At 69.8% G+C, this 22,706-nt stretch carries 21 protein-coding genes; 3 read left to right on the top strand and 18 right to left on the bottom strand.

Annotation, left to right across the window (positions count from 1 at the left end):
• Nucleotides 1–63 precede the first annotated feature (63 nt).
• Together STRTU_RS25465 and STRTU_RS25460 are read right to left on the bottom strand one after the other, a co-directional pair.
• Nucleotides 64–741 carry a hypothetical protein gene (locus STRTU_RS25465; RefSeq protein WP_218039315.1) on the bottom strand — a complete coding sequence of 226 codons (678 nt, stop codon included), beginning with the start codon at nucleotides 739–741 and terminating at the stop codon, nucleotides 64–66.
• A 213-nt stretch (nucleotides 742–954) separates the two neighbouring features.
• Entirely contained in the window at nucleotides 955–1,731 is a 777-nt protein-coding gene (locus tag STRTU_RS25460; protein ID WP_159746359.1) for a response regulator transcription factor, read from the bottom strand.
• Nucleotides 1,732–2,195: 464 nt separating this feature from the next.
• On the opposite strand from STRTU_RS25460, the gene soxR reads away from it, so the two are divergent.
• Nucleotides 2,196–2,651, top strand: coding sequence for a redox-sensitive transcriptional activator SoxR (gene soxR, locus STRTU_RS25455; protein WP_159746358.1), 456 nt, complete (start codon nucleotides 2,196–2,198; stop codon nucleotides 2,649–2,651).
• A gap of 82 nt (nucleotides 2,652–2,733) precedes the next feature.
• Here the strand turns inward: soxR and STRTU_RS25450 are convergent, their stop codons facing one another.
• From STRTU_RS25450 to STRTU_RS25395, 12 genes are all read right to left on the bottom strand, one after another.
• The gene (locus STRTU_RS25450) at nucleotides 2,734–4,323 is read right to left on the bottom strand and encodes an MFS transporter (protein WP_159746357.1); all 1,590 of its coding nucleotides are present in this window, start codon (nucleotides 4,321–4,323) and stop codon (nucleotides 2,734–2,736) included.
• 58 nt (nucleotides 4,324–4,381) lie between these two features.
• Nucleotides 4,382–5,101: an antibiotic biosynthesis monooxygenase gene (locus STRTU_RS25445; RefSeq protein ID WP_159746356.1), complete on the bottom strand. Its 720-nt coding sequence runs from the start codon at nucleotides 5,099–5,101 to the stop codon at nucleotides 4,382–4,384.
• 203 nt (nucleotides 5,102–5,304) lie between these two features.
• Nucleotides 5,305–6,435, bottom strand: coding sequence for a glycosyltransferase (locus STRTU_RS25440; RefSeq protein WP_159746355.1), 1,131 nt, complete (start codon nucleotides 6,433–6,435; stop codon nucleotides 5,305–5,307).
• A gap of 51 nt (nucleotides 6,436–6,486) precedes the next feature.
• Nucleotides 6,487–7,404, bottom strand: a complete 918-nt coding sequence (locus STRTU_RS25435) for an NAD-dependent epimerase/dehydratase family protein (protein WP_246241216.1) — start codon at nucleotides 7,402–7,404, stop codon at nucleotides 6,487–6,489.
• A gap of 197 nt (nucleotides 7,405–7,601) precedes the next feature.
• Nucleotides 7,602–8,576, bottom strand: coding sequence for a cytochrome d ubiquinol oxidase subunit II (locus tag STRTU_RS25430; protein WP_159746353.1), 975 nt, complete (start codon nucleotides 8,574–8,576; stop codon nucleotides 7,602–7,604).
• Nucleotides 8,577–8,620: 44 nt separating this feature from the next.
• Nucleotides 8,621–9,949, bottom strand: coding sequence for a cytochrome ubiquinol oxidase subunit I (locus STRTU_RS25425; RefSeq protein ID WP_159746352.1), 1,329 nt, complete (start codon nucleotides 9,947–9,949; stop codon nucleotides 8,621–8,623).
• 185 nt (nucleotides 9,950–10,134) lie between these two features.
• The gene (locus STRTU_RS25420) at nucleotides 10,135–10,956 is read right to left on the bottom strand and encodes an SAM-dependent methyltransferase (RefSeq protein ID WP_159746351.1); all 822 of its coding nucleotides are present in this window, start codon (nucleotides 10,954–10,956) and stop codon (nucleotides 10,135–10,137) included.
• 53 nt (nucleotides 10,957–11,009) lie between these two features.
• Nucleotides 11,010–11,381: a lipocalin-like domain-containing protein gene (locus tag STRTU_RS25415; RefSeq protein WP_159746350.1), complete on the bottom strand. Its 372-nt coding sequence runs from the start codon at nucleotides 11,379–11,381 to the stop codon at nucleotides 11,010–11,012.
• 50 nt (nucleotides 11,382–11,431) lie between these two features.
• Nucleotides 11,432–12,481: an aldo/keto reductase gene (locus STRTU_RS25410; RefSeq protein ID WP_308789397.1), complete on the bottom strand. Its 1,050-nt coding sequence runs from the start codon at nucleotides 12,479–12,481 to the stop codon at nucleotides 11,432–11,434.
• On the bottom strand, nucleotides 12,478–13,281 hold the full coding sequence (locus STRTU_RS25405) for a thioesterase II family protein (protein ID WP_159746348.1): 804 nt from the start codon (nucleotides 13,279–13,281) through the stop codon (nucleotides 12,478–12,480). Before STRTU_RS25405 ends, STRTU_RS25410 begins: the two co-directional genes overlap by 4 nt.
• Nucleotides 13,282–13,349: 68 nt before the next feature.
• Entirely contained in the window at nucleotides 13,350–16,145 is a 2,796-nt protein-coding gene (locus tag STRTU_RS25400) for a type I polyketide synthase (RefSeq protein WP_159746347.1), read from the bottom strand.
• The gene (locus tag STRTU_RS25395; protein ID WP_159746346.1) at nucleotides 16,139–16,540 is read right to left on the bottom strand and encodes an acyl carrier protein; all 402 of its coding nucleotides are present in this window, start codon (nucleotides 16,538–16,540) and stop codon (nucleotides 16,139–16,141) included. Before STRTU_RS25395 ends, STRTU_RS25400 begins: the two co-directional genes overlap by 7 nt.
• Nucleotides 16,541–16,663: 123 nt before the next feature.
• On the opposite strand from STRTU_RS25395, the gene STRTU_RS25390 reads away from it, so the two are divergent.
• Nucleotides 16,664–17,551: a LysR family transcriptional regulator gene (locus STRTU_RS25390; RefSeq protein WP_159746345.1), complete on the top strand. Its 888-nt coding sequence runs from the start codon at nucleotides 16,664–16,666 to the stop codon at nucleotides 17,549–17,551.
• Between the two features lie 35 nt (nucleotides 17,552–17,586).
• Here STRTU_RS25390 and STRTU_RS25385 read toward each other — a convergent pair whose 3' ends face one another.
• Nucleotides 17,587–18,993 carry an aldehyde dehydrogenase family protein gene (locus tag STRTU_RS25385; protein ID WP_246241213.1) on the bottom strand — a complete coding sequence of 469 codons (1,407 nt, stop codon included), beginning with the start codon at nucleotides 18,991–18,993 and terminating at the stop codon, nucleotides 17,587–17,589.
• Nucleotides 18,993–20,093 (bottom strand): phenylacetate--CoA ligase family protein, encoded by a 1,101-nt coding sequence (locus STRTU_RS25380; protein WP_159746344.1) that lies wholly within the window; start codon nucleotides 20,091–20,093, stop codon nucleotides 18,993–18,995. The genes STRTU_RS25385 and STRTU_RS25380 overlap by 1 nt, the downstream gene beginning before the upstream one ends.
• 247 nt (nucleotides 20,094–20,340) lie before the next feature.
• Here STRTU_RS25380 and STRTU_RS25375 point away from each other — a divergent pair, with 247 nt between their 5' ends.
• Entirely contained in the window at nucleotides 20,341–20,688 is a 348-nt protein-coding gene (locus STRTU_RS25375) for a hypothetical protein (protein WP_159746343.1), read from the top strand.
• Nucleotides 20,689–20,726: 38 nt separating this feature from the next.
• On the opposite strand, the gene STRTU_RS25370 is transcribed toward STRTU_RS25375, so the two are convergent.
• Both STRTU_RS25370 and STRTU_RS25365 read right to left on the bottom strand, forming a co-directional pair.
• Nucleotides 20,727–21,179: a hypothetical protein gene (locus STRTU_RS25370; RefSeq protein ID WP_246241210.1), complete on the bottom strand. Its 453-nt coding sequence runs from the start codon at nucleotides 21,177–21,179 to the stop codon at nucleotides 20,727–20,729.
• A 117-nt stretch (nucleotides 21,180–21,296) separates the two neighbouring features.
• Complete coding sequence (locus tag STRTU_RS25365; protein WP_159746342.1) at nucleotides 21,297–22,694, bottom strand: FAD-binding oxidoreductase; 1,398 nt, start codon at nucleotides 22,692–22,694, stop codon at nucleotides 21,297–21,299.
• Between the last annotated feature and the right edge of the window lie 12 nt (nucleotides 22,695–22,706).

The raw sequence follows: 22,706 nt of genomic DNA, 5'->3' as shown, positions 1-22,706 counted from the left end.
TCAGGTTTCCGTCGGCCGGGCGGCCATCCACACGGATCCGCCACCCGGCCCTAACAGAGGGTGTCAGCGACCCGAGCGGCTACCGAAGTAGTCGCGGACGTCGTTCTCGCTGTAGTACGTACGGCCTGCTCTCTGCCGACGACGCCACCGCTGCTCACTCGCCATCCGGTATACGGACCCCACTGGGACCCGCTGGAGCAGGGAGATGTCGGCGGCGGTCAGCCAGCGCTCGACGGCCGGCGCGACAGCGCCTTGGGCCGCCGCACCCGCTTCCATGGAGCGGTTCAGTTCGCCCCACCGGTGGCTGGCCCAGCTGTGTGCCGGATCGGCGTCACAGCGGATCTCCGGTTCGCCGGCCCCCGTACGTTCGCGCAGGGTCAGGCTCAGTGTTCCGGGACAGTGCGGTTCCGCGCAGGGCCCCACCCTGACGTTCCGCCTCCCGTCGGGCCGGGCCACGCGCCCTCCGTCCCGTACGAGCTTTGCGATCTCTTCCGTCGCTTCGGCGGCGGCGGGGTGGGACGCAAGCCAGGAAGCGTTGCGCAGCAGGAACGCGGTCGTCGCGGCCACGGTGCGCCCAGGGGCCGGCAGGCCTCGCTGCTGGGCCACAAGTCCACTCCACGAACCAAGGGTGGCCAGCATCTGGGTACGCACCTCCAGCGCGGCCCCATTGAAGGGGAGACCGGGAAGACTCCCACCGGTCGTCCGCTCGCGCAGACCGTTGGCCGCGCGGCCTCCCAACACGCGCTCACACTCCTCGTACAGTCGCGGAATCTGCCGGAGTCCCGCTTCGAGCCGGTCTCGGCACCCGCGGCACAGTTGGGTTCCTTCGCTTACGCGACGGCGTGAGCGCCCCTCGGCGCGACCCAGACGGCAGCCTTCTCCTTGGCAAGCCGTCAAACCAGTGATCTTAACACTCTGCTTCATTTTGCCCCCGCAAATAGTAGCGTGTGTTGACTATCCGTGCCCGAGCCGGAACCCGACGCCGCGGACGGTGATGACCCAGGTGCTCGCGCCGAGCTTGTTGCGCAGTGTGCTGACGTGGGTGTCGACGGTCCTGCGGGACCAGGAATCTCCCCAGATCTGCTGCATGAGGCGCTTGCGCGGGATGACGGTGTCAGGGTGGGAAGCGAGGAGGTGCAGCAGGTCGAACTCCTTGCGCGTCACCGTGATGCGCCTCCCCGCCAAAGTGACTTCGCGCGATCCCGTGTCGATCAGCAAGGGTCCGTGCGCGATGATGCTGGAGGTCTGAACCTGCGGGCGGGCACGGCGCATGACCGCGTCCATCCTGGCCATCAGTTCCCGGAACCCGTAGGGCTTGGTGAGGTAGTCGTCCGCGCCGGCCTGCAGCCCCAGGACGCGGTCCAGCTCGGTGCCGCGCGCGGTGACCGCGATGATCGGGACGTCGCAGGCGGTACGGATCGTCCGGCAGACCTCCAGGCCGTCCAGGTCCGACAGTTCGAGATCCAGGAGGATCAGGTCGGCATCCTCGTAGGCACGGAGAGCTTCGCTTCCGGTGGCGACGTGGTCGACTTCGTGGCCGTGCCGCCGCAGATCCCGGGAGAGGGCCTCCGCCTCGTCGGCGGCCCCCTCTACGACGAGGACCCGCCAGGCGGTGGATGCGCCCGATACCGCCTGCGCGGTCCGCGCCCTTTCCGGCTCCTGAGCTGCCCCCTCGGCCCTCCGAGGGGCGGGTATAAATGGCTCTAACACACAGATGGAAGGCTGGTTCATCTTTTCCCCCTAGCTTGTGCGCGTGGAGTATCACTCCAGCACTCGCGAATCTACAAACCAGCGAGCCGGTTTGGCAAAGGTTTTTATAAAGAAAACTCCTTCGATTACGCGAAATGGAATTCTTATCTCCGCTTTGAGGGAGTGTCAGGCCGATTTGGGAGAGAAAGGGCATGTGGGGGCGAGGTAAATAGGAAGCCGCACCGCTGATTCCCTACCGGCTGGCGATGATGCAGGGGCCTGCGTCGCCGCCCGTTCGCCGAGAGCGGCGCCTGGCCGGGAGTCAGGCGCCGGTGTCCACCCCGCCATCGGCCGGTTGGCCGAGGTCACCCACGCCGGTGCTTGCACCCGGATCACCGGCCTGGCGGGCTGACGGCCGGTGACGATATCCACCATCCTGCTGGTTTGATATCCTCATCAGCATGCTGGGCAGCCCTGAAATCACCACAATCACCTAGGTTGTGGGCATGCCGCTCGCACCCCGCAAGGCCGCCGAACTGACCGTCGGCGAATTGGCCGAACGTAGTGGAGTGACCACCTCAGCGCTGCGCTTCTACGAGGACCAGCAACTCATCTTCAGCCGCCGGACCTCGGGAAACCAGCGCCGCTACAGCCGCGACATGCTGCGACGCGTAGCCTTCGTCCGTGCGTCGCAGCGCGTGGGGATCGCGCTGGACGAGATCCGTGCCGCCCTGAAATTGCTGCCGGACGAACGCACTCCGACCCGTGAGGACTGGGCGCGGGTGTCCGAGCTGTGGCGGCATGATCTCAACATCCGTATCAAGCAACTGGAAGAACTGCGGGACGATCTCAACTCCTGCATCGGTTGTGGCTGCCTGTCCCTGGGGCGCTGTGCGCTGGTCAACCCGGGGGACATCCACCGGCAGCTGAGCAAGAACCCCACCCGCCTCACCGGAGGGTGAGGACGCAAAAAAGCGGCCGCGCGGCCGGGTGTGAACCCGGCCGCGCGGCCGCCTGGTCATGGTGTCCCGCTCTCCCCTTCGGTCAGGAGGGTGCGTTCGTCGTCGGGGCCGGCGCGGCGGGAGCCCCTGCCTCTTCGTCATGCTTGGGCAGGGCGGCGTTCCGCAGGACGGTGATCGTGATCAGGGCCCCGATGGCCGCCAGTACAGCGCAGGTGGTGGCGGCCGTCTGCAGCCCCTGGGTGAAGGCGGCGCGGGTGACATCGAGCAGCGCCTCGCTGGTGGCGTGGGACAGTTCCGTGGCTGCGTGCACGGCACCGCCGATGGTGTCCTGAGCAGCCCGGGCGGCGCCAGGGGGCAGCCCCTGTGGGAGCGCGCCGTCCACCTGACCGCGGTAGACGGCAGTACCGACACTTCCGATGGCCGCTACCCCCAGCCCGAGCGCGAACTCCTGGATGGTCTCGGCCACGCTCGATGCTGCGCCCGCGCGCTCGGGCGGAGCCGAACCCACCGCCAGCTCAAGGCCCAAGATCATCACCGGGGCGACACCAAGCGACATGCAGAACACCCCGGCCGCGAACAGTCCGACGGGAGAATCGGTCTCCATCCGCGACAGGAGGACGAAGGCGCCGCACGCGACGAACAGGCCGCTTCCCATGACGAACGGCGGCCGGACCTTCCGGATGACGTTGCCGGTCGTCACCGCGCCGACGACGACCCCACACGCCATAGGCATCATCCACAGGCCCGCCCGCAGAGGCGAGAGGCCGCGCACCATCTGGAGGTACTGCGCGACGAAGAAAAGGGTGCCCGACATCACCAGGACGGCGAGTCCCATGATGCTCAGCGCCGAGCCGAAGCGCGGGCTGGAGAACAGGCCGAGGTCGAGCAGCGGATCGCTCAGTCGCTTCTGCCGGTAGACGAACAGCGCGCCGACAGCCAGGCCGCCCGCGATCGACAGCAGGCTGACCAGGCCCAGCCCGTGCGTGGCGATGTCCTTCATTCCGTAGATGACGCCGAGCACGGCGACGACGGACATGGCAGCACTGGTGAGGTCGACCCGGCCGGCTCCGGCATTGCGGTGCTCGGGCAGCAGGATCGGCCCGGTCACCAGCAACAGCAGCATCACGGGAATGCCCAGCAGGAAGACCGAGCCCCACCAGAAGTGGGCCAGCAGCACGCCGCCGGCCAGCGGTCCCAGCACGCTTCCCGCCGAGAAGCAGACGGTCCACACTCCGATGGCGGCGGTGCGCTGCTTGGGATCGTGGAACATATTGCGCAGCAGAGCCAGGGTACTGGGCGCCAGGGTGGCCCCGGCGATGCCGAGCAAGGCGCGGGTGGCGATCAGCATCTCGGAGCTGGTGGAGAAGGCTGCCAGCGTGGAGGCGGCAGTGAACGAGGCGGCGCCGATCAGCAGCAGGCGGCGGCGACCGATCCGGTCGCCGAGGGTTCCCATCATGACCAGGAACCCGGCCATCAGGAATCCGTAGACGTCCATGATCCAGAGCAGTTGCGCGCCGCTGGGTTCCAGGTCCGCGCTCAGATGCGGGACCGCCAGGAACAGGACGCTCAGATCCATGGACAGGAGCAGGGTGGGCAGGGCAAGGACGGCGAGTCCGATCCACTCCCGCTTGCCCGCGGTGGGAGGAGCATCTGTGGTCACGGAAGATCCCATCTTTACGCTTGACGGTGTGCCGGCTCGATCGCCGTGGTGCGCGGGGGTGCCGCCGCACCTACGGGGTCTCGGAGGCCGCCGTCCCGGGCAGCGGGGCAGCAAGCGCTCCGTACGGGCGGCAGCGTCGGCCGGGTCCGTGCGTCAGGCCGGTGAACTCCTCGACCCGCTGCCACTCGGGGGTCTGCGCGGGGTTCTCCAGGAACTTGCGGTGCGACTCCTCGTCCAGCCACTCCGAGTAGTTGAGCACCTGAGTGCCGTCGGGGCTGAGGAGGAAGTGGCGGGAGATTCCGCCAGGGGTGGGCTGGGGCTGGGCGGCTTCGGCGTCGCAGATCGCGTCCGACCACGCGCGTGCCGTGTCCGCCTCCTCGAATCCGAAGGTGGTGATCACGACACACCCCGGTGTGCGCTCGGCGTCTGTGATGCTGCTGCGGTGCAGTCGGCACACGAAGGGATCGGACTGCTCGGCCTTGTCGTCGACCGCCGCGATCTCGCGGTTGATGCCCTCCCGGCCCGGCGCGGAGGCGGCAGCAGTCTCGAACGTGCGCAGCTCCCGCTCACCCGACCACTGCTCGTAGGTGAAGACAGTGTCGCCGTTGGTGCTGATGAAGCAGCTGACGGCGCGCAGCCCCTGGGGCCAGGGCGCTTTCGCCCAGGCGGCGAGAGAGGCGTCCGCCACGGCCCGCTGCCGGTCGGGGGTGGCGGTCACCCAGCGGTTCAACACAGCGACGCCGGAGTCGTCGCGGTGGATGACCGGCAGGGCGACGGGGGGTGTGCTCATGGGGCTCCTCCTGGAGGTGGTGGTGCTGTCGACCGGGAGACAGGCTCACACTTCAAGTCGACTTGAAGTCAAGGACGTTCATGACGGCGCCGGGGGCGGGGGCATCGTGCCCCCGCCCCCGGCGTTGTTCGTGCGGTCAGGTGCAGGAGACACGCTTCCCGGTGATCTTGATGACGCCGCCGGCGCGCTCCTGGGCCGCCGGGTCAGGCGGTGAGCTTCTCCAGCTCAGCGACCACCTCGGAGGCCAGCGGCAGCGAGGCCATTTCCTGGGCGAGGATCTGCGACTGCCGGGTGTAGGACGGGTCGTCCAACAGCGCGCGGCAGGCGGCGTGGATGCGGTCCGTGGTGAGCTCTCCGGGCTGGAGCGACAGCCCCGCGCCGAAATCGGCGATGCGGTCCAGGGCAGCACCGTGCGAGGCATTGTCCTGCGACTCCATGAGGGACAGCTGGGGTACACCGAAGTGCAGTGCTGTCAGGCTTGTGACGCCTCCGGAGTGATGAACGATGAGGTCACTGGTGGGTGCCACAACATCGAGCGGGATCCATCCGGCCCGTACGCCGTCCAGCTCGTCGCGCAGCTTTGCCGCCAGTTCCTCGGGCGCGGCCACCACGACCTCCGCGTCCAGCGCGGAGACCGTCTCCACCATGTTCTTCAGGAAGTCGAAGTTGAGGCCGCGGCTGCCACCTGTCACGCACACCCTTCGCTGCTCTCCGCGGGTGTACATCCACGGCTCGGCCTCACGCTGTTGGTTGACCGGGGTCCACCGCATCATCTGCGCGGGCAACGCGTGGGGAGGGCGCAGGCTCGGCGGACTGATATCGATGAACAGAGCCGGGTCGGGCAGCCGGGCGAGGCCGAGATCATCGAGTTCCGGTCGGAGCTCCTCGCCTGCTCCCGGGTCGATACCGTCGAAGTCCTTGCCGTCCCAGGCCTGGCGCACGTATGGCACTCCGAGCCGGTGGGCCACCAGCGGTGCCGCGTAGGTCAGTGTGCCGCCCACGATGAGATCGGGCCGCCAGTCCTTGGTGAGGCCCAGGAGCGGTTCCAGGCTTGCCGCGGCCAGCCTGCCGAACCAGCGGCCGGTGAACAGCCGCCCCTCCACCGGGTTGTCGGGCACCGTGACAGGGTTTCCGGCCCGGTCCTTGGTCCTGAAGTGCGGAATGGGCGTGGAGGTGGCCGAGAAGGGCGTGATACCGAGTGCCGCGATGTCCGGCAGGACATTGCGGGGGGCCGCCATGATGACCTGGTGACCCGCGTTGCGGGCGGCTGTCGCCAGGGGCGTCAGACCGTAGACCGTGGCCGCGCTGCCGGCACCGAGAAACAGAATTTTCATCGAGCTGTGAACCTTTCCAGAGATCAGCGAAGCCCTGAAGGCCCCGAGCCGTCAGACGGAGGCGGCCTTCTGGTCGCACTCCTCCCAGAGGGACTGCAGGGCCACCTCCCGCGAACGCTGCGGACGCCAGCCCAGTACTTCGTACGCCGGTCCGGTGTCGACCCGGATCCAGTCGTCGGCGCCCCGCGCCGCAGCCGGGGCCTCCCGTTCGACGACTCGGGCGGGGACTCCGCTGACCCGAATGAGCTCGTTGACCAGGCTGCGGACGGGGACCGCCTCACCGCGCCCGATACCGATCACCTGCCCGGTCGCCGTGGACACGGCGGCGGCCAGCACCGCTTCGGCCACGTCACGTACGTCGACGTAGTCGCGGTGGGCGCGCAGCGGGAAGAGTTCGACCACGGCGCTCTCACCCCGTACGGCCGCCTCCTTGAGGCGAGCCGCCACCTGCCCCAGCAGGCTGATAGCAGGCGTGCCGGGACCCGCGGCGTTGGCGATTCGCAGGACGAGCGCGTTGGCCTCCCCGAGGGCGTCGGCCCGAAGCACCGCGTTCGTGGCGGCCAGTTTGGCCTGCCCGTAGGCGGTGGCCGGCGGGGACCCGTACTCCAGCACCGATCCCAGCTGGACGAGCCGGGGGCGCCGGGGCATCAGGGACAGGGCTTCCAGGAGCCGTTGGGTGGGAGCTGTGCAGCGCTCGTGCATCTCCTCGGGCCGGGCGCCCCAGATGCTGCCGATGGCATTGACCACGACGTCGATCCGCTCGTCCCCAAGGAACCGGGCAGTGTCCTCGGCGGGCGTACGGGCCAGGTCGAACGCGATGAAGCGGTGGGCGGCCAGGTGCTCTACAGCAGTACGGGCCACCGCGACGACGTGGTACCCGGCGTTGGCGAACGTCGCACAGACATGACGTCCCACGAAACCGGTTGCCCCCAGCACCAAGACCGTCGGCGTACTCTCACGAATTGTCACGTGCCCTCTCTTGTTTTTCAGTTGGCCGGTCGACATCCGTGCATGACTGAGGAATGAGCACTCACCCGGAATACGGCCACTTCCATGGTGTATTCATAAACGGGCGGTCATTCGATACCGTGATCAGCCTCTTCAGTAAGGCAGTTCACGTCAAGAGAGATTGCGTTAGGCGCAAGCAAGTAAATGTCAAGAATGAGCTAAGCCGTCGTTCGGGCGAATACGCGCCAGATCCACAGCTGGCCGAGAACGACCGCGATCAGCGCCGGGAGCACGGTCACGGTCAGCAAGCCGAGCGAGGCGGAGTCAGCGATCGCCCGGGACAATGCCAGTTCCCCCTCTCCCGAGCGGGTGGCCAGGACGGTGGTGCCATTCGCTACGCCCACCATGACGGGCAGCGCCAAGAGCGGCGCGGCGCCGAGCAGCAGCGCGGCCGTGGTCCGGCCTGCCGACCGGAGGAGGCCGGAAACGTACACGCCGACGGCGCCGAGGGCCGCGACGACGGCCACGGCCACGGGGGCGTCGGTGACAGCGGCGCCCACGGCGGCGGTGAGCGCGAGCAGCACCAGCAGGGCCGGTGTGAGGGCCTGGTTCAGCCGGCCGAGCCGGACACTCAGGGCACCGTCCCGCGGCAGGTTGCGGGATACGAAGAGGGAGCCCTGGCGCAGACTGCCCGCGACGGCCAGGGCCGCGCAGAGCAGGGTAAAGGGATGCACCAGGTCGGCGGCTGTGGCCACGGCCTGACCGTTGCCGTGGAGGGACAGCCCCCGCACCAGGGTGGCCAGAACAGCGCCCCAGCCGGCCGCAAGAACCAGGCTGGTTACCGGCAGCACGATGTCCCAGGACCGCCGCCAGCCAGCGCCCGGGTGCGCACTACGGAACCACAACGCGGCGTCGCGCAGGAACCAGGCGGACAGCAGGACCACGATGGGCAGCCGAAGTGCGTACAGCAGCTCTCCCTCCAGCAGTGGCAGGGCACCGAACAGCAGTCCGGCAAAGGCGACCAGCCACACCTCGTTGGCGAGGAAGAGCGGTACGACGGTGCGGCGCATGTCCGCGCGGCCGGGTTCCGTGTCTGCGAGCGGAAGCAGCATCCCTACACCGAAGTCGATGCTTTCCAGCGCCAGATAGCCAGCGAGGAGCAGCCCGACAAGGGCGTACCAAAAGACATCCACGGTTGATTCCCGTCAGCTGTGCGTACATACGTAGAGGGGAGAGGTCAGTAGGAGTGGTGCGGCTCGGTCCGGGACGACGCCTCTGTGCCGTCCCGCGGCTTCTTGCGGCGGGCCGCGTCGGGGAACAGGTCCTCGTCGCCGAGGAGTCCGCCGTCCGGCCCCTGGCGCGCGTAGTGGGAGATCAGCGCCCAGTCGGCGACGGCGAGGATGCCGAGGACGAGCGTGAAGGCGACGAGCGAGGCGAGCATCCCTCCGGCGGACACGTTGCCGATGGCGTCGCGCACGGTCAGCTCGCCGGTGACCATCCACGGCTGGCGGCCGACCTCCCGGCTGAGCCAGCCGCAGATCATCGCCACGATGCCGAGAGGCAACAGGACGGCGGGCAGCCGCATCCTGAAGCGTCGCCGGGACAGCGGTACGTCCGGGTCCTTGCCGCGGGCGGCCGTGGCCGGGATCCAGGTCAGGAATACCAGCAGGATGCCGAGGAGGAGCATGAGCAGCGAGGCCGCGCCCACCCAGGCGGGCGGCATCCAGTCGCCGGGGCCGTGCGCGGCCTGAGCGGCGGCCCGCGCCCGGTCAAGTTCCGCGCCGCCGGCGCCCATCAGCACGGCGTACTTCTCGGGCTGGTAGTCCTCCAGCGCCAGCAGGTGCACCGTGCCGGCGCCTGCGGTGACGAGCGCGCCGACGCCCGCGATACGGGAGCCCTGGACCAGCGTGGGGCGGAAGAAGGCGATGTCACGGTCGCGGCGCAGGTGGAAGGAGCTGACGGCGGCCATGAACAGTCCGGCGAGGAGGGTCACGGCACCCGCGATGTGCAGTACCGCGTACCAGGTCGCCCCGTTGGTGAGGATGGCGCCCCAGTCAGTCACGTAGGCGGTTCCGTGGCGCATCTCGTAGCCGACCGGCTTCTGCATGAAGCCGTTCACCACCATGATCCAGAAAGTGGAGGCGTAGGCAGTGATGCTGACGCCCCAGATCAGTCCGAGGTGGGCTCGGGGGGACACCCGGTTGAAGCCGAACGCCCACAGACCGAGGAAGGTCGATTCCAGGAAGAATGCGACGACGGTCTCGATGGCCAGCGGGGCACCGACGACATTGCCCATGATGTGGGAAAGGCCCGACCAGTTGAGCCCGAACTGGAATTCCTGGGTGAGGCCGCTGATGATGCCGAGCGCGTAATTGATGACATAGAGCCCACCCCAGAAGCGCACCCGGCGCATTTGCGCGGCACGCTGGGCGGGGTCCTTGGTGAGTATCGCCCGGGTCTGCATTACGGCGACGATCGTGACCAACCCGAGGGTGAGGGCCACGAACAGGAAATGCAGCGTTGCCGTGACGGCGAACTGGATTCGTGCAAGGTCAACGACGTTCACGTGGAGCTTCCAGTGAGAGGGGGCGTTGCGCGGTTGGTCGCACCGAGCAGTCGCGCATCATGTGTGAAACAACATCAATTAGGCGCCATGATAGGCGTTTTGCGGCAAATCCGTGTGTGGTCTGTGTCAGATCCATGCAAAGCTGAGCCCCCGCCTCTTCCGTCGCCGGGAGGCGGGGGGCCAGGTCAGTTCTTGATGGCCACACCGACGACACCGGTGTGCTGCATGGGGTGGTCGGACTCGGTGTCCGCATCGGGGCGCCAGTCGGCCATGCCGGTCAGGCCGGGCTCGACGAGGTCGAACCCTTCGAAGAACCGGCCGGTCTCGGCGGGGCCACGGTTTTGCAGCTGGGCGCCGAAGCCGCGGTAGACCCGCTGGAGTTCCTCACTCGTCGTGCCCGCGCCCGACTCCTTCTGGACGTAGGCGTGGGACAGGATCAGGGCGCTGCCCGGGGCCAGGGCGTCGCGCAGCTGGGCGACCTTCTCCCACGGGTCGTCCTTGTCCTCGATGAAGTGGAGCACGGCAACGAGCATCAGCGCCACCGGCTTGTCCAGATCGATCAGGGCGCGGACCTCGGGGTTGTCGAGGATGTTCTTCGGCTTCAGGAAGTCACCCGCTACGGCCACCGAGGCCGGATCACCCTCCAGGATGGAGCGACTGCGCGCGACGGCCACCGGGTCGTGGTCGACGTAGACGACATGTGCGCCGGGGACGACATCGCGGGCCACGTTGTGGGTGTTGCCGTTGCCGGGGGTGGGGATGCCGGAGCCGATATCGAGGAACTGGGTGATGCCGAGCCCGGCGGCGTACCGGACGGCGCGGCGCAGGAATGCCCGGTTGGCGCTGATGGCTATGTCGAGGCCGGGGAGTGCGTCGAGCGCGGAGCGCGCGGTCTCGCGGTCGGAGTCCAGGTTGTGCTCGCCGCCCACATAGAAGTCGTACAGACGGGCCACGCTGGGAGTGCCGGTGTCGACGCCCGCGGGGACCCAGTCGGGGGTGGTTGCCATGTGATGCCTCCGGTGGTGGTTCTTCGGGATGGGTGGAGTGGAGTCGGGTGGGGTCACAGGGTGGCGCGGCCGATCCGCTGCCAGACCAGTACTCGCCGGTCCGGGGTGGAGAGGGAGGTGCCGGTGAGCGTGAGGCGGTCGCCGTCCAGACTCAGCTGACGACTCTGGTCGGTGCCCACCCATTCGGGCTCGGCGGCAAGGGTGAGGGAGTGGACGATCTGGTCCCCCTCGCGGTGCCAGGTGCCGGCGTAGCTGAGGTACTGCGGGGGGCCGGCCGCGGGCATCATGTGCACCGCGACATGACCGTCCGCGCTGTAGAAGAGCAGGCCGACGGGTGCTTCCCCCAGGGGCCCCGGGCCGACGGCACCGTGTTCGTCCACGGTATGGAAGGAGACGAGGCTCCACACCCCGGCCAGTTCTGTCATGTTCGCTGCTCCGGTCGTACGAGGGAGTGCCTGGTGGTGGCGGGCGTCTGTCACGGAACCTGCGGCACCGCTGAACGGAAACGTGCGGGGTCGCCGCCCAGCAGCGCACCGCGTGACGCGTGCACGATCTCGTGCGGGGAACCGAGAGGGACGGCACTGACCGCGTCGAGACGTTCCAGGTGCTCGTCGGACAGGGTGAGATCGAGTGCGGTGAGGTAGCCGTCGAGCTGGGCAGCGGTACGAGGGCCAATGACCGGGATGTGAGCGGTCCCGGCCCTGCGGGCACGGGAGTTGAGCCATGCCACCGCGACCTGGGCGGGCGCCGCTCCGGTCTCGTCCGCCACGGCGAGCACCTCGTCGACGATCGCGGTGCGCCGGCTGTCGGACTCGGTCCGCATGATGCGGCCGCCCCAGTCGGTGAGCCGGCCGGCTGAACTGCGGCGGTACTTGCCGGTGAGAAGTCCGCCGCCGAGCGGCCCCCACTGCGCCACCCCGAGCCCGAGGGCGTCGGCCATGGGCAGGAGCTCCCGGTCGGCGGTGCGCTCGATGAGGCTGTACTCGGTCTGGATGCCGGCCATGGGTGACCAGCCGCGCAGTTCGGTGAGGGTAGCGGCGCGGGAGACCTGCCAGGCGGCGAAGTTCGACAGCCCTGCGTAGCGGATCTTCCCGGCGCGCACCAGGTCGTCCAGCGCGGCGACGATCTCGTCGACCGGGGTGATCAGGTCGGGGAAGTGCACCCAGTACAGGTCGATGTGGCCGGTGTTGAGCCGACGCAGGCTGGCTTCCACGGACCGGATCATGTTGGTGCGGGAGTTACCGCTGGTCTGGACGCCCGCGCCGGGACCGCTCCCGTAAGAGTACTTGGAGGCCAGGGCGAACTGGTCGCGCCGGGCGCCGAGGAACTCGCCCAGAAGGGTTTCGGCCTCGCCGTCGTTGTAGCAGTCGGCGGTGTCGATGAAGGTGCCGCCCGCCTCGGCGAACCGGTCGAAAATCTTCCGGGCCTCGGCGCGCTCGGTGCCGCCGCCCCAGCTGGTGCCGAAGTTGACCGTGCCCAGGGCGTAGGCAGAAACCCGCAGCCCGCAGCGCCGGCCGAATGTCATGTGCTCCACTGAACCGGTGCTCCTGTCTGCTCGGTGGTGACTGCCTGCTCAACGGTCCGCGCCGTCGCACGGAGCAGATCCAGCAGAGGGGCGGGGTCCTCACGGAAGTAGAAGTGGCCGCCGGGCAGTTCGTGCCGGCCGGTAATCGCGCCGACGTGTCCGGCCCAGCCCTCCACGTTCAGTCCGCCGCGCTCCGCCGTGCCGGTGACCAACGTGGCCGGGACGTCCAGGCGCGGCCCGGGACGGGGGGTGTAGGTCTCCAGGGCGCCCACGTCGGCACGGAGAGGCTCGACCACCAGCTTCCGCAGCCGCGCGTCGGTGCGGACCGGACCGGGCAGCGGCCCCCAGCGCTCTTCGGCCTTCGTGATGAACACGTCGTCGGAGAGGGTGTGCATCGAGCTGCCGGAACCGCTGGTCCCGATGGTGTCCGGCGCCGGGAACGAGGAGAGGATGAGGTGCTCCGGCCCCGGCAGGCCCTTCGCGTGCAGCGCTCTCGCGGTCTCGTACGCCACGAGTGCGCCAAAGCTGTGGCCGAAGAAGACGAACGAGCCGGTGAACGTGGTCTGCGAGACCAGACAGTCGACGAGTTCCCCGAGATCGGTGTGTGCGGGCTCCGCGAGGCGCGCACCGCGGCCGGGCAGCTGGATCCCCCATACCTGAAGGTCCGTCAATTGATCGGACAGCAGGAGGTATTCGCCTGGCGACCCACCCGCGTGCGGGAAGACGTACAGGTTGAGCGGAGCGTCGGGGCGCTCCCGGCGGCGGGCCAGCCAGCGCGGCGGCCCTGTTCTGGGTGGCATGAGGTTCCTTGCGTTCTGGTGGGCGGTCGGGCACGTCGGTCGTCGGCCCCGGTTCGGCGGCCCGGGGGTCACCGGGCCAGGAGCTCCTCGATCACAGCAGCCAGTTCGGCGGGTGCGGGTGCCTCGAACACCGACAGCACATCGATGTCGACGGGGTAGACCTCACGGATGCGTTCGGTGAGCCGGGCGGCGATGAGGGAGTCGCCGCCGAGTTCGAAGAAGTCGTCCGACGGACCGACTTCAGGGAAGCCGAGAATCTCGGCGTACAGCCGCAGCACGGTGGGCAGGATCTTGCCCCGTCCTCCGCCCGGCTGGTCGACCGGCTGGTGCGGGCGGGGTTCGCCCGGGTTCTCGTCCTGCTGCCGATCCGCCTGCGCGACGGGGTCCACGATGAAGCGGTCGCGCGCGAAGGGGTAGGTGGGCAGGGGCAGAAGAACGCGGGGTGCCCCACCGTGCACGTGCCGCCAGCGCACCGGGAACCCGGCCGACCAGAGCCTGCCGAGGGTGCCGAGCGCCGCGGCGAAGTCGTCGGCGGGCAGGTCGGCGTCAGGCCCGTGCGGCTCCGGAAGCAGGAGATGGCTGGGGGTGTGCTCGGGCCGAGTGCGTGCCGCGGCGAGCAGGGACCGGTCCGCCGACATGTCCAGGAGGACCAGCCGCGGGTCGGCCAGCAGCGCGGACAGCGCCCGGCCCAGCAGGTCCGGGTCCGGCTGGAGCGCGGCGCGGGCCCAGTTGAGGGGGTCGGCCGCCTCTTGGGGGGTGAGCCGCCGGCCGAGCGCCGCGAAGACCAGCGGCACCCGGGGCTCCCCTGGTGCCGCCTCGCGGAAGAGCTCGGCGTAATCGCGCACCAGCACCTCATCGCCGGCCCCTCCGCTGTGCTGAGACGCACCGGCGGACGGGCCGCTGCGGCGGGCGTGCTCGACGGTGAGGCGTACGGCGTCGGCGACCTGGAGGACCTTGGTGACGGCGGCGGCGACTGCGACGCCGGTACCGGTGGCGAGGACGGAGGCCGGCCGAATCCCCCATCGGATCCAGGTCATGGCCAGCGCGTACTCGTGGGCGAAGGCGGCCACCAGCGCACTGTCGCCGGTGGCCGCCCGGCCGTCCAGCAGTGCGTGCACGTCGTCGGTGAGCCCGGCGGCGGCGAAGCACGCGTCGACGGCCGTACGGTAAGCGGCTCCGGCGTCGTACAGGCTGCGTGACAGGGTCCGTCCGGTGGCTCCGGTGAACAGGAAAGCCGCCTCGCGGTGCTCGGACGCCTTACTGGCGGAGGTCACCAGCTGCCCTGCCGCGGGCTCGGTGAGGGCCCGTACCGCGTCGTCGGCGTCCCGCACCACCGCGTAGGCGCGGTGCTCGTGTTCCCGGCGGCCGGTCTGCAGGGTCCAGGCGACATCGGCGAGATCGCCCGGGGGCGCGTCACGCAGCCGGGTGGCGAGTCGTCCGGCCATGTCGGTCAGGGCCGGGGACGTCTTGGCCGAGAGCACCAGGAGCTGGTGCGGGGCGGCGGGTGACGGTGCCGGACGGGGCGGGGCCTCTTCGAGGATGACATGTGTGTTGGTGCCGCCGATGCCGAACGCGCTGACTGCCGCCCGGCGCGGGGTGTCTCCCGCGGTCCACGGAGTGAGCCGGGTGACGACCCGGAAGGGGCTGGCATCGAAATCGAACTGCGGATTGGGCTTCTCGTAGTTCAGGCTCGGCGGGATGCTGCGGTGTTGGAGAGCAAGCACCGTCTTGATGAGTCCAGCAGCGCCCGCGGCGGCGTCGGTGTGCCCGATGTTGGTCTTGACCGAGCCGATCCAGCAGTAGCCGGTGCGGTCGGTGTCACGACGGAACGCCTCGGTGAGAGCGCTCAGTTCGATGGGGTCACCCACCGGGGTGGCGGTGCCGTGCGCCTCGACGTAGCCAATCGTGCCGGCGTCGACTTGGGCGACGAGCTGGGCCTCGCGGATCACCGCGGTCTGGCCCTCGATGCTCGGCGCCGTGTAACCGACACGGTGAGCACCGTCGTTGTTCACGGCGGTGCCGCGGAGCACGGCCAGGACGCGGTCGCCGTCGGCCTGCGCGTCGGCGAGCCGCTTGAGGACCACGATGCCGACGCCGTCGCCGCCGACGGTGCCGTCCGCGGCGGCGTCGAAGGTACGGCACTCTCCCCGGGCGGAGATGATGCCGCCCGGGGTGTACTGGCTCTCCTTGTCCGGTACGTGCACGGCGGCCGCGCCCGCGAGCGCGACGTCGCAGTCACCGCTGAGCAGCCCCTGCACGGCCATGTGCACGGCGACGAGGGACGTGGAGCAGGCCGTTTGCACGGTGATGGCCGGGCCGGTGAAGCCGAGCTTGTAGGCGACGCGGGAGACCTGGTAGTCGGGGGCGGTGCCGAGGAGGATGTCCCAGTCGGTGACGCCGGGCAGTTCGTGCCGGCGTTCGCGCAGGATCTGGCCGTAGCCGTTGTCGGTGCCACCGCCGTAGATGCCGAAGGTGGCCGTGCTGCGCGCCGGGTCCTGGCCCGCGTCCTCCAGTGCCTGCGCGGCACACTCCAGGAACAGCCTCTGCTGGGGGCTGATGAGCCGGGCTTCCCTGGGCGAGTAGCCGAAGTAGCCGGCGTCGAAATGGCCGGGGTCCGTGAGGAGGCCGCGGGCCGGTGTGTACTGCTGGACCGCTCCATCCGCGCGAGTGCCGGGGACGGGGACCGCGGGGAAGCGGGTGACGGACCCGACGCCGTCGGCCAGGTTCCGCCAGAACGCCTCGGGGCTGTCCGCGCCGGGGTAGCGGCAGGCCATGCCGATGATCGCGATCTGCTGTCCGGTGCCGGACGCGGCCGCTTCGGTCCGGTCGGACTCGTCCGGCCGCGCGCTTGTGGGGGTCACCATGCCTCTTCTTCCTCACGGTACTGGTCTGCCCGGACTCCCGCCCCGGACGCGGTGCGCCGTCCGCCCCGCCGTGCCTCCAGACGGGCGAGCCGTCCGCCCAGGGCGCCGGACGCTCCACCTGCTCCCGGGGCGCCGCCCGACGTGGCGCCGGCGAGGTACTCGGCAAGTGCACGGACAGTGGGGTACTGGAAGAGTTCGACCAGCGGTATGTCGCGACCGAGACGTTCGTGCAGCCTGTCCCGCACGGTGTGCAGCAGCAGCGAATGCCCGCCCAGGTCGAAGAAGTTGTCCGACGGGTTCACCTCGGGAAGTCCGAGTGCTTCGCACCACAGCTCGGACACCAGGGGCAATAGCTCGTCCCCGCCGCCGAGGGCGTCGTCCGCATGCGAGTTCATGCAACCACCCGTCTTTTTGACTGTGTCCACGTGAGTTGTCGCCCTGTCGAGCACCGTCATCGTGCTCGGCGGGCGGGACGCCGTTCCAATAACGAAGTGGTCTGATCCTTAGAATGAGCGGTTATGGAGCTGCGTCAGCTGGAGTACTTCCTGGCCGTGGTGGAGGAGCGGAGCTTCACCAGGGCTGCCGCACGCATGCATGTCGCGCAGCCCGGGGTCAGTGCACAGATTCGCCGCCTGGAGCGGGAGTTGGGTCAGGAACTGCTGGACAGGGCCGGGCCCGCGGTTCGGCTGACACAGGCCGGTGCCACCTTCCTGCCGCACGCCAAGGCTGCTTTGTCGGCCGTCACCGACGCACGGCTGGCGCTGGACGAGCTGGCGGGGCTGGTCCGCGGCCGGCTGGCCGTGGGCCTTGTGACGTCCTTCTCCTCAGTGCCCGTCTCCGACCTGCTGGCGGACTTTCACCGGACGTATCCGGAGGTGGAGATCCGGCTCTCGGAGGCGTCCTCCGACCAGCTGGTGGCCGGGCTGCGGGACGGTCAGCTCGACGTCGCGCTGATCAGTACCGGCAGGCAGCTGCCCGCGGGGCTCAACACCCGTGTGGTGGTGGACGAAGCGCTGGTGGCGGCCGTGGTGCAGGAGGACCCGCTGGCGGTGGGCAGTGAGGTGGCGCTGGCGGACCTGCGGGACCGGCCGTTGATTTGTCTGCCGCAGGGAACGGGCGCGCGCACGGGCCTCGACGAGGCGTGCGAGGCGGCGGGGTTCCAGCCCCGGGTCACGATGGAGGCCGGGGACCCGCACCGGCTGGTGGAGCTGGCCGGTCGCGGACTGGGGGTCGCGGTGCTGCCCGCGCCCTTCGCCCGCCGCCACGGCGTCCGGTTGCGGGGTCTGGAGATCGTGGCGCCGCGCATTCGGACCAGGGTCGCGCTGGCCTGGCCGGCGGAAAGGCCCGCCAGCCCCGCCGGCCAGGCCTTCGTCGACCTCGCCTGCGCCGTGGTGCCGTCACTCTGACCAGGTGGTGCCGCACGCCCGGAGGCATTCCGGCGTCAGACGCGGACCAGCGTCTTGCTGCGCATCAGGAAGTCTCCGAGATAGTCGTCGTGCGGGAGCCCCGGCCGGTGCCAGTGCGTGGCATGGCTGCCGATGTGCAGATTGCTGATCGTCGGCTCCTCGACCAGGGCGTCGACGAGCGCCTCGTCCTGGGTGACGGCCGTCAGTACCAGCGTGTCGCGCAGCGGTGCGATGCCGTCGGCCCGGCCCCATGGTGCGATCCACACACACGGGAAGGGCAGCTCCGCACCCAGCTGCGGGGCGTCGGCCCCGTCCAGCTGGTGAACCGCGGCGCGCAGCACGGCGCTGCCGTCGCCGAGTTCGTCGACGAATCCGGTGCCACCGAGCCATGCCCGGGTCCCCTGGGCGCGTTCGAGCACATAGGTCTCCAACGCCCGTGCCGCCTTGCTCTGCTGGACCGGCAGGCAGGCCCTCTCGTCGTTCGGCGGCAGGCTCGGCAAGGCGGCCAGCCGCTCTGCGACGGCTCCGGCCAGTGGTGCGGGGTCGCCCTCGACGAGTATCGCGGTGGCGTTGACACATCCGCTGCCGCCGTGCCGGACGACCGAGTCGACGATCATGTCGAGGTGCTCGCGCCACTCGGTGTCAGCGGTCAGCAGAATCTTTGAGCGGCCCGGTCGCAGTGAGAGCACGCCGGGGTCATCCGCGTACCGGCGGATGATCTCGTCGCCGCCGTAGGCGAGGTCAGCGCCCCGCACGATGGCGTCGGCCGCGTCGTGCCCGCACGGCAGCAGCGCCACCTGGTCGTCGCCGAACCCTGCCTCGCGCAGCGCCAGCACCAGCCGGTGCGCAGTGAACGGCTCCCGGGCGGAGGGGCGTACGGCGACCCGGTAGCCCAGTGCCAGCGCTTCCGGCCAGAAACCATGGGTGCCGGGGTGGTTGCCGGGCACGTGGACGGCCAGCACGTCACCGCGCCGGGTCCACACCGCCTGACCGGTGCGGGCCAGTGGATCACGCCAGTCGGATACGGCCCCGGCGGGGCAGGCGAGTTGGACGCTGCGGTAGGACTGGCCGACCCGCTCGGCGCAGGTCTTGGTGGCCGTACGCACGACGCTGATCGGCAGCCCGGACACCCGGGTGACGGCCGCTTCGTACTCCTGCACGGTCATGCCGCCCAGCGTGGCAGTCCTGAAGAGTTCGCCGGCCCGGGCCAGCGCTGCGGCGCGCTGCGCGGCAGGCAGCGCAGAAGCACCGCGCAGTGCCTTCATGGTGCGGTTGACGAAAAGCGCGGGGGCCAGGCACAGCTCGGCCATGACCGCGCCGGTGACATCCCGGACCTCTTGGCGGTTACGCGTGCGGTAAGCGCCGGACGGCCCCAGTGCGTCCAGTACGGGCACCCCGGGCGGTGGGGTCTCCTGAGGGGGCGTCTGCGTCATGGTTCCCATCAGTAGACCCCTTCGATGACGGCCTCGTTGTCGAAGCGCTCGACCGGCGCGATGCCGGCCGCCGAGTCACCGATGCTGCCGGCGGGTGCGGCGACCCGCACCGCGGTGTCGCGTTCGAGGTTGTTGGGCAGGAGAAGCGCCTTGCTGACGTGGTGCATCACGACCTGGCCGCGTCGGCCGTACTCGACCGGCCTGCCGGTCTCCGGTTCCACCACCTGGAAGGTGATGTACGGCGCGAAGGTGTCGAAGACGCATGGCTCGCCCAGGGGGGTGCCGTGCCGCTGGCCGGCGATGCCGAGGATCATCGTGCTGCCATAGTGGCCGTACAGGGCGGTGTCGGGGAAGATCTCCGTGCGGTACAGCTGCTCGGTGTCGGCGTCCATCTGGGTGCCGCCCCAACGGATAGCCCCTACCTTCTCGTTGATGAGCTCGACCAGGTCCTCACGCTGGGCGATGCGATCCAGGAGGGGCGGCGTCACTGTCATCACGCCGATGGGCTGGGTGCGCAGGATGTCGGCGGCCTGGTCGACGACGTGCTCCGCGTAGGCGTCCGCCTGCGCGGCCTTGCCGTCGGCTATGAGCCGCTTCACCCAGCGTGGGTCAAGGTCGACCTGGAAGCCGTACCGGCCGTGGGTGACCGCGGAACGGCGGAAGATCTCGCCGACGATGTGCGGTCCCGACGGGGTGATGCCGAGCCAGTCCACGCCGCGGGGGAAGCCGTGCACGTCCAGGTTGGCGTTGCTCCAGTCGACCAGCTTCTCCAGCCAGTCGCGCGGGCACACCACGCGCTTGGGGGCGCCGGTGGTGCCGCCGCTCTCGTAGACGCCGACGATGTCGGGGTGTTTTCCGTAGCCGCGCGGCACGAGGTCGGCGGCGGGCACATCGCGCAGTTCATTGGCGACGTTGGGGAAAAGCCGCAGGTCGTCGTAGCACTTGACGTCCGTGAGGGGGTCGAACTCCAGCGACGCCGCCCGCCCGAGCCAGAACGGGGTACCGGTCTCGGGGCTGAAGTGCCAGCGCATCGCCGCCCGGACGACCTCATCCGGGTCCGGGTCCGCGTCATAGGGAAGCTCCAGGGGAGAGAGCTCTGCACGCGCCACATGTCCTCCTCAAATACGGCGGGACCGGCATGAGGCCCCGCCGGCCGGGCCGAAGCCGAGCTGACGGATGTCAGCAGTCGACCACCCCGGCGGGGCCGCGCACATGAGTAGCCAGTACTCAACTCGCCTCGCGTCCCCGGGACTTCAAGAGCCTGAGTACTGGCCCTGGGCTCCATCGCGCCCTTCGTATGCTGGCCCGCAGGACGCGTACCGAGAGGCCCGTAGAGGAAGTGGGAGGCATCGCCCGATGAAAGCCATGATCGCCTGGTGGGATCTCACCGATTCGCAGCACTGCGCGGAGACACTGCGCGAGTTCCTGCGTGAGGAGGCCGAGCAGTCCTGGTCGGACATCCCCGGCCTGCTGCTGAAGGTCTGGGTGTCCGACCCGGAGAAGAACCGCTGGGGCGCCGTGTTCATCTGGGAGTCGAAGGAGGCCGCCGAAGCGGCGGTGCTGCCACGCAGTGCTGGTGAACTGATCGGCCTGCCACTCGACTTCCGGGAATGGTTCGACGTGGAGGCGACCGTCGAGGGGAAGCACGCGCTGCCCGGTCTCGGCGGTCTGGGGCTGGCGCTCTCGCCGCCGGCGGCCGGCTGAGCCCGCGCCGGGGAACCGGCGGAGCGGTACGGGCCGGGTCAGGCCGCGCGCAGATCTGCGCGCAGCGCCAGGGTCTGCAAGGACGCGAAGACCGCGACGGGCAGAATTTGCAGCCATGTCCACACCAGGCCGGTGGTGGTCAGGTCCAGCCAGCCGAGGGCGAGGGCGGCCAGGCTCAGCAGGATCCAGAAGACTCCACCGCCGATAACGCCGCGCACCGCGCCGGCCGGGATGGGACGGAGCCTGGCCACGAGGGCGATGCCCGCTCCCGCTGCCAGCATCACGCCGCCGACGACGGCCACCAGCACAGTGCCGGGCCCGAACAGGCTGCCCAACGGAGACGCGGCGACCAGGTACACGACGCCGACCACCGCCATGCCGGCCGCGTCCATGGCGATCACACGGCGCAGCCGGCCGCCGGTGGCGCTGTCGGCGTGCGTGTCACGGCCCACACCGCCGGACGTTCCTGCGGCGGAGGACGAGGGGTTCATCGATGACTCCATTGAGGGGGAAGTTGGGGCCCGTCCCAGCGTGCGGGGGACTTTCGCCGGGACGGGCGCTTGGGGGGCCGGCCACCGTACAGTGGCGGCCGGCGTCGGAGGCTCGGCTCAGCTCGTGGTGGCCGCGCCGTTGCCCGTTGGTGCGATGTTGTAGTTGAGGCGGAAGAGGTTCTCCGGATCGTGGGACGCCTTGATCTCACCCAGCCGCTGGAGTGCCTCCGGCGCGTAGGCGGTGCGGACCTGCTCCGGTCCGGCGTTCTCGCCGTGCCCCATGAAGTTCAGGCTGCTGCCGGTGTTCCAGGGCTCCAGTGCGTCGAAGAGGCCCTTGAGGACCGGTCGGGTGTCCTTCTCCGTGACACCGAACAACAGGGTGACGACGGACAGGAGGTACTGCGCCTCCCGGTGCGCCACCGCGTTGGGGTGCGCAGGCGCTGCTGCCAGGGCGCCGCCCAGATGCCGCAGCTCCACCACGCAAGGCACCGGCGCCTGCGGCCCGGCGTGCTTCAGGATCGTGGCCAGCGCGTCCTCTCCGAGCTCCTCGAACAGGGCGACCTCCCGAAGGAACGGCACCGCCACCGGGGGGTCGTCGTGGATGGAAGCGCTCTCCGCGTACGGCATCTCCCGCAGCATCTCGAAGAGCACCGGGCCGGCCGTCTCGCGCAGCGGCGCGACCAGCCGCTCACCCTCTTCCTGGCTGCCGGTGAAGGCGATCCGCACGTGATAGATGTGCCGGCCGCGCATCGGCTCGGGCACGTCCTCGTCGTCCGGCATCGGAATCAGCGCCACTGAGGAGTTCATCTCCTGCGGCAGGCCGGCGGTCCAGCGCAGGTACGCCTGGAGGACGTCGGGCGCCGCTTCGGCATCGTAGAAGAGTCCTCCGCCGTACAACCTGGCCACCGGGACGAGGCCCATTTCCAGACGCGTCACGATGCCGAAGTTGTCCCGGCCGCCCAGCAGCGCCCAATACAGGTCGGGCTCGCTGTCCGGGGTGACGTGGCGCAGGCTGCCGTCGGCGGTCACCACGTCCATGCTGCGCACTTGGTCGGCCGCGTAGCCGAACGAGCGCACCAGAAGCCCGATCCCACCGCCCAAGACGTAGGGGACGACACCCACATGCGGCGCGGAACCGTTCAGCGGCGCCAGCCCGTGCGGGGCTGTCTCCGGGATGACCTGCTCGAAGCGGACGCCGGCCTCGACGGTCACGGTCTTCGCGGCGGGGTCCACCTCGACTCCGCTCATCCGGCCGGTCGTGATCAGCAGGCCGCCCTCGGCCGCAACCGAGTATCCGTGCCCGGTGGCCTGCACCGCGACCGGCAGCCCGTACTCCGCGGCGAACCGCACCGCCGCCTGGACGTCCTCGGCCCGGGTGGCACCGACGATCACGTCGGGCCGGTGCTGGACCGCGAGATTGAACCCGGTCCGCTCCTGCTCGTACCCCTCGTCGCCAGGCTGCAGGACCGGGCCCTCGACATGGGAGGCGAGCGTTCGGAAGTCCTTGGGATTCACAGCATTCTCCGT

The organism is Streptomyces tubercidicus (assembly GCF_027497495.1).
Taxonomy (GTDB): Bacteria; Actinomycetota; Actinomycetes; order Streptomycetales; family Streptomycetaceae; genus Streptomyces; species Streptomyces tubercidicus.
This window is presented reverse-complemented; position numbering and strand designations above follow the sequence as displayed.

Bases quoted from the DNA above. Each gene is read 5' to 3' on its own strand.
- STRTU_RS25460 (WP_159746359.1), bottom strand. From the start codon at position 1,731: ATGAACCAGCCTTCCATCTGTGTGTTAGAGCCATTTATACCCGCCCCT.
- soxR (WP_159746358.1), top strand. From the start codon at position 2,196: ATGCCGCTCGCACCCCGCAAGGCCGCCGAACTGACCGTCGGCGAATTG.
- STRTU_RS25450 (WP_159746357.1), bottom strand. From the start codon at position 4,323: ATGGGATCTTCCGTGACCACAGATGCTCCTCCCACCGCGGGCAAGCGG.
- STRTU_RS25445 (WP_159746356.1), bottom strand. From the start codon at position 5,101: ATGAGCACACCCCCCGTCGCCCTGCCGGTCATCCACCGCGACGACTCC.
- STRTU_RS25440 (WP_159746355.1), bottom strand. From the start codon at position 6,435: ATGAAAATTCTGTTTCTCGGTGCCGGCAGCGCGGCCACGGTCTACGGT.
- STRTU_RS25420 (WP_159746351.1), bottom strand. From the start codon at position 10,956: ATGGCAACCACCCCCGACTGGGTCCCCGCGGGCGTCGACACCGGCACT.
- STRTU_RS25415 (WP_159746350.1), bottom strand. From the start codon at position 11,381: ATGACAGAACTGGCCGGGGTGTGGAGCCTCGTCTCCTTCCATACCGTG.
- STRTU_RS25410 (WP_308789397.1), bottom strand. From the start codon at position 12,481: ATGACATTCGGCCGGCGCTGCGGGCTGCGGGTTTCTGCCTACGCCCTG.
- STRTU_RS25405 (WP_159746348.1), bottom strand. From the start codon at position 13,281: ATGCCACCCAGAACAGGGCCGCCGCGCTGGCTGGCCCGCCGCCGGGAG.
- STRTU_RS25400 (WP_159746347.1), bottom strand. From the start codon at position 16,145: ATGGTGACCCCCACAAGCGCGCGGCCGGACGAGTCCGACCGGACCGAA.
- STRTU_RS25395 (WP_159746346.1), bottom strand. From the start codon at position 16,540: ATGAACTCGCATGCGGACGACGCCCTCGGCGGCGGGGACGAGCTATTG.
- STRTU_RS25390 (WP_159746345.1), top strand. From the start codon at position 16,664: ATGGAGCTGCGTCAGCTGGAGTACTTCCTGGCCGTGGTGGAGGAGCGG.
- STRTU_RS25385 (WP_246241213.1), bottom strand. From the start codon at position 18,993: ATGGGAACCATGACGCAGACGCCCCCTCAGGAGACCCCACCGCCCGGG.
- STRTU_RS25375 (WP_159746343.1), top strand. From the start codon at position 20,341: ATGAAAGCCATGATCGCCTGGTGGGATCTCACCGATTCGCAGCACTGC.
- STRTU_RS25370 (WP_246241210.1), bottom strand. From the start codon at position 21,179: ATGAACCCCTCGTCCTCCGCCGCAGGAACGTCCGGCGGTGTGGGCCGT.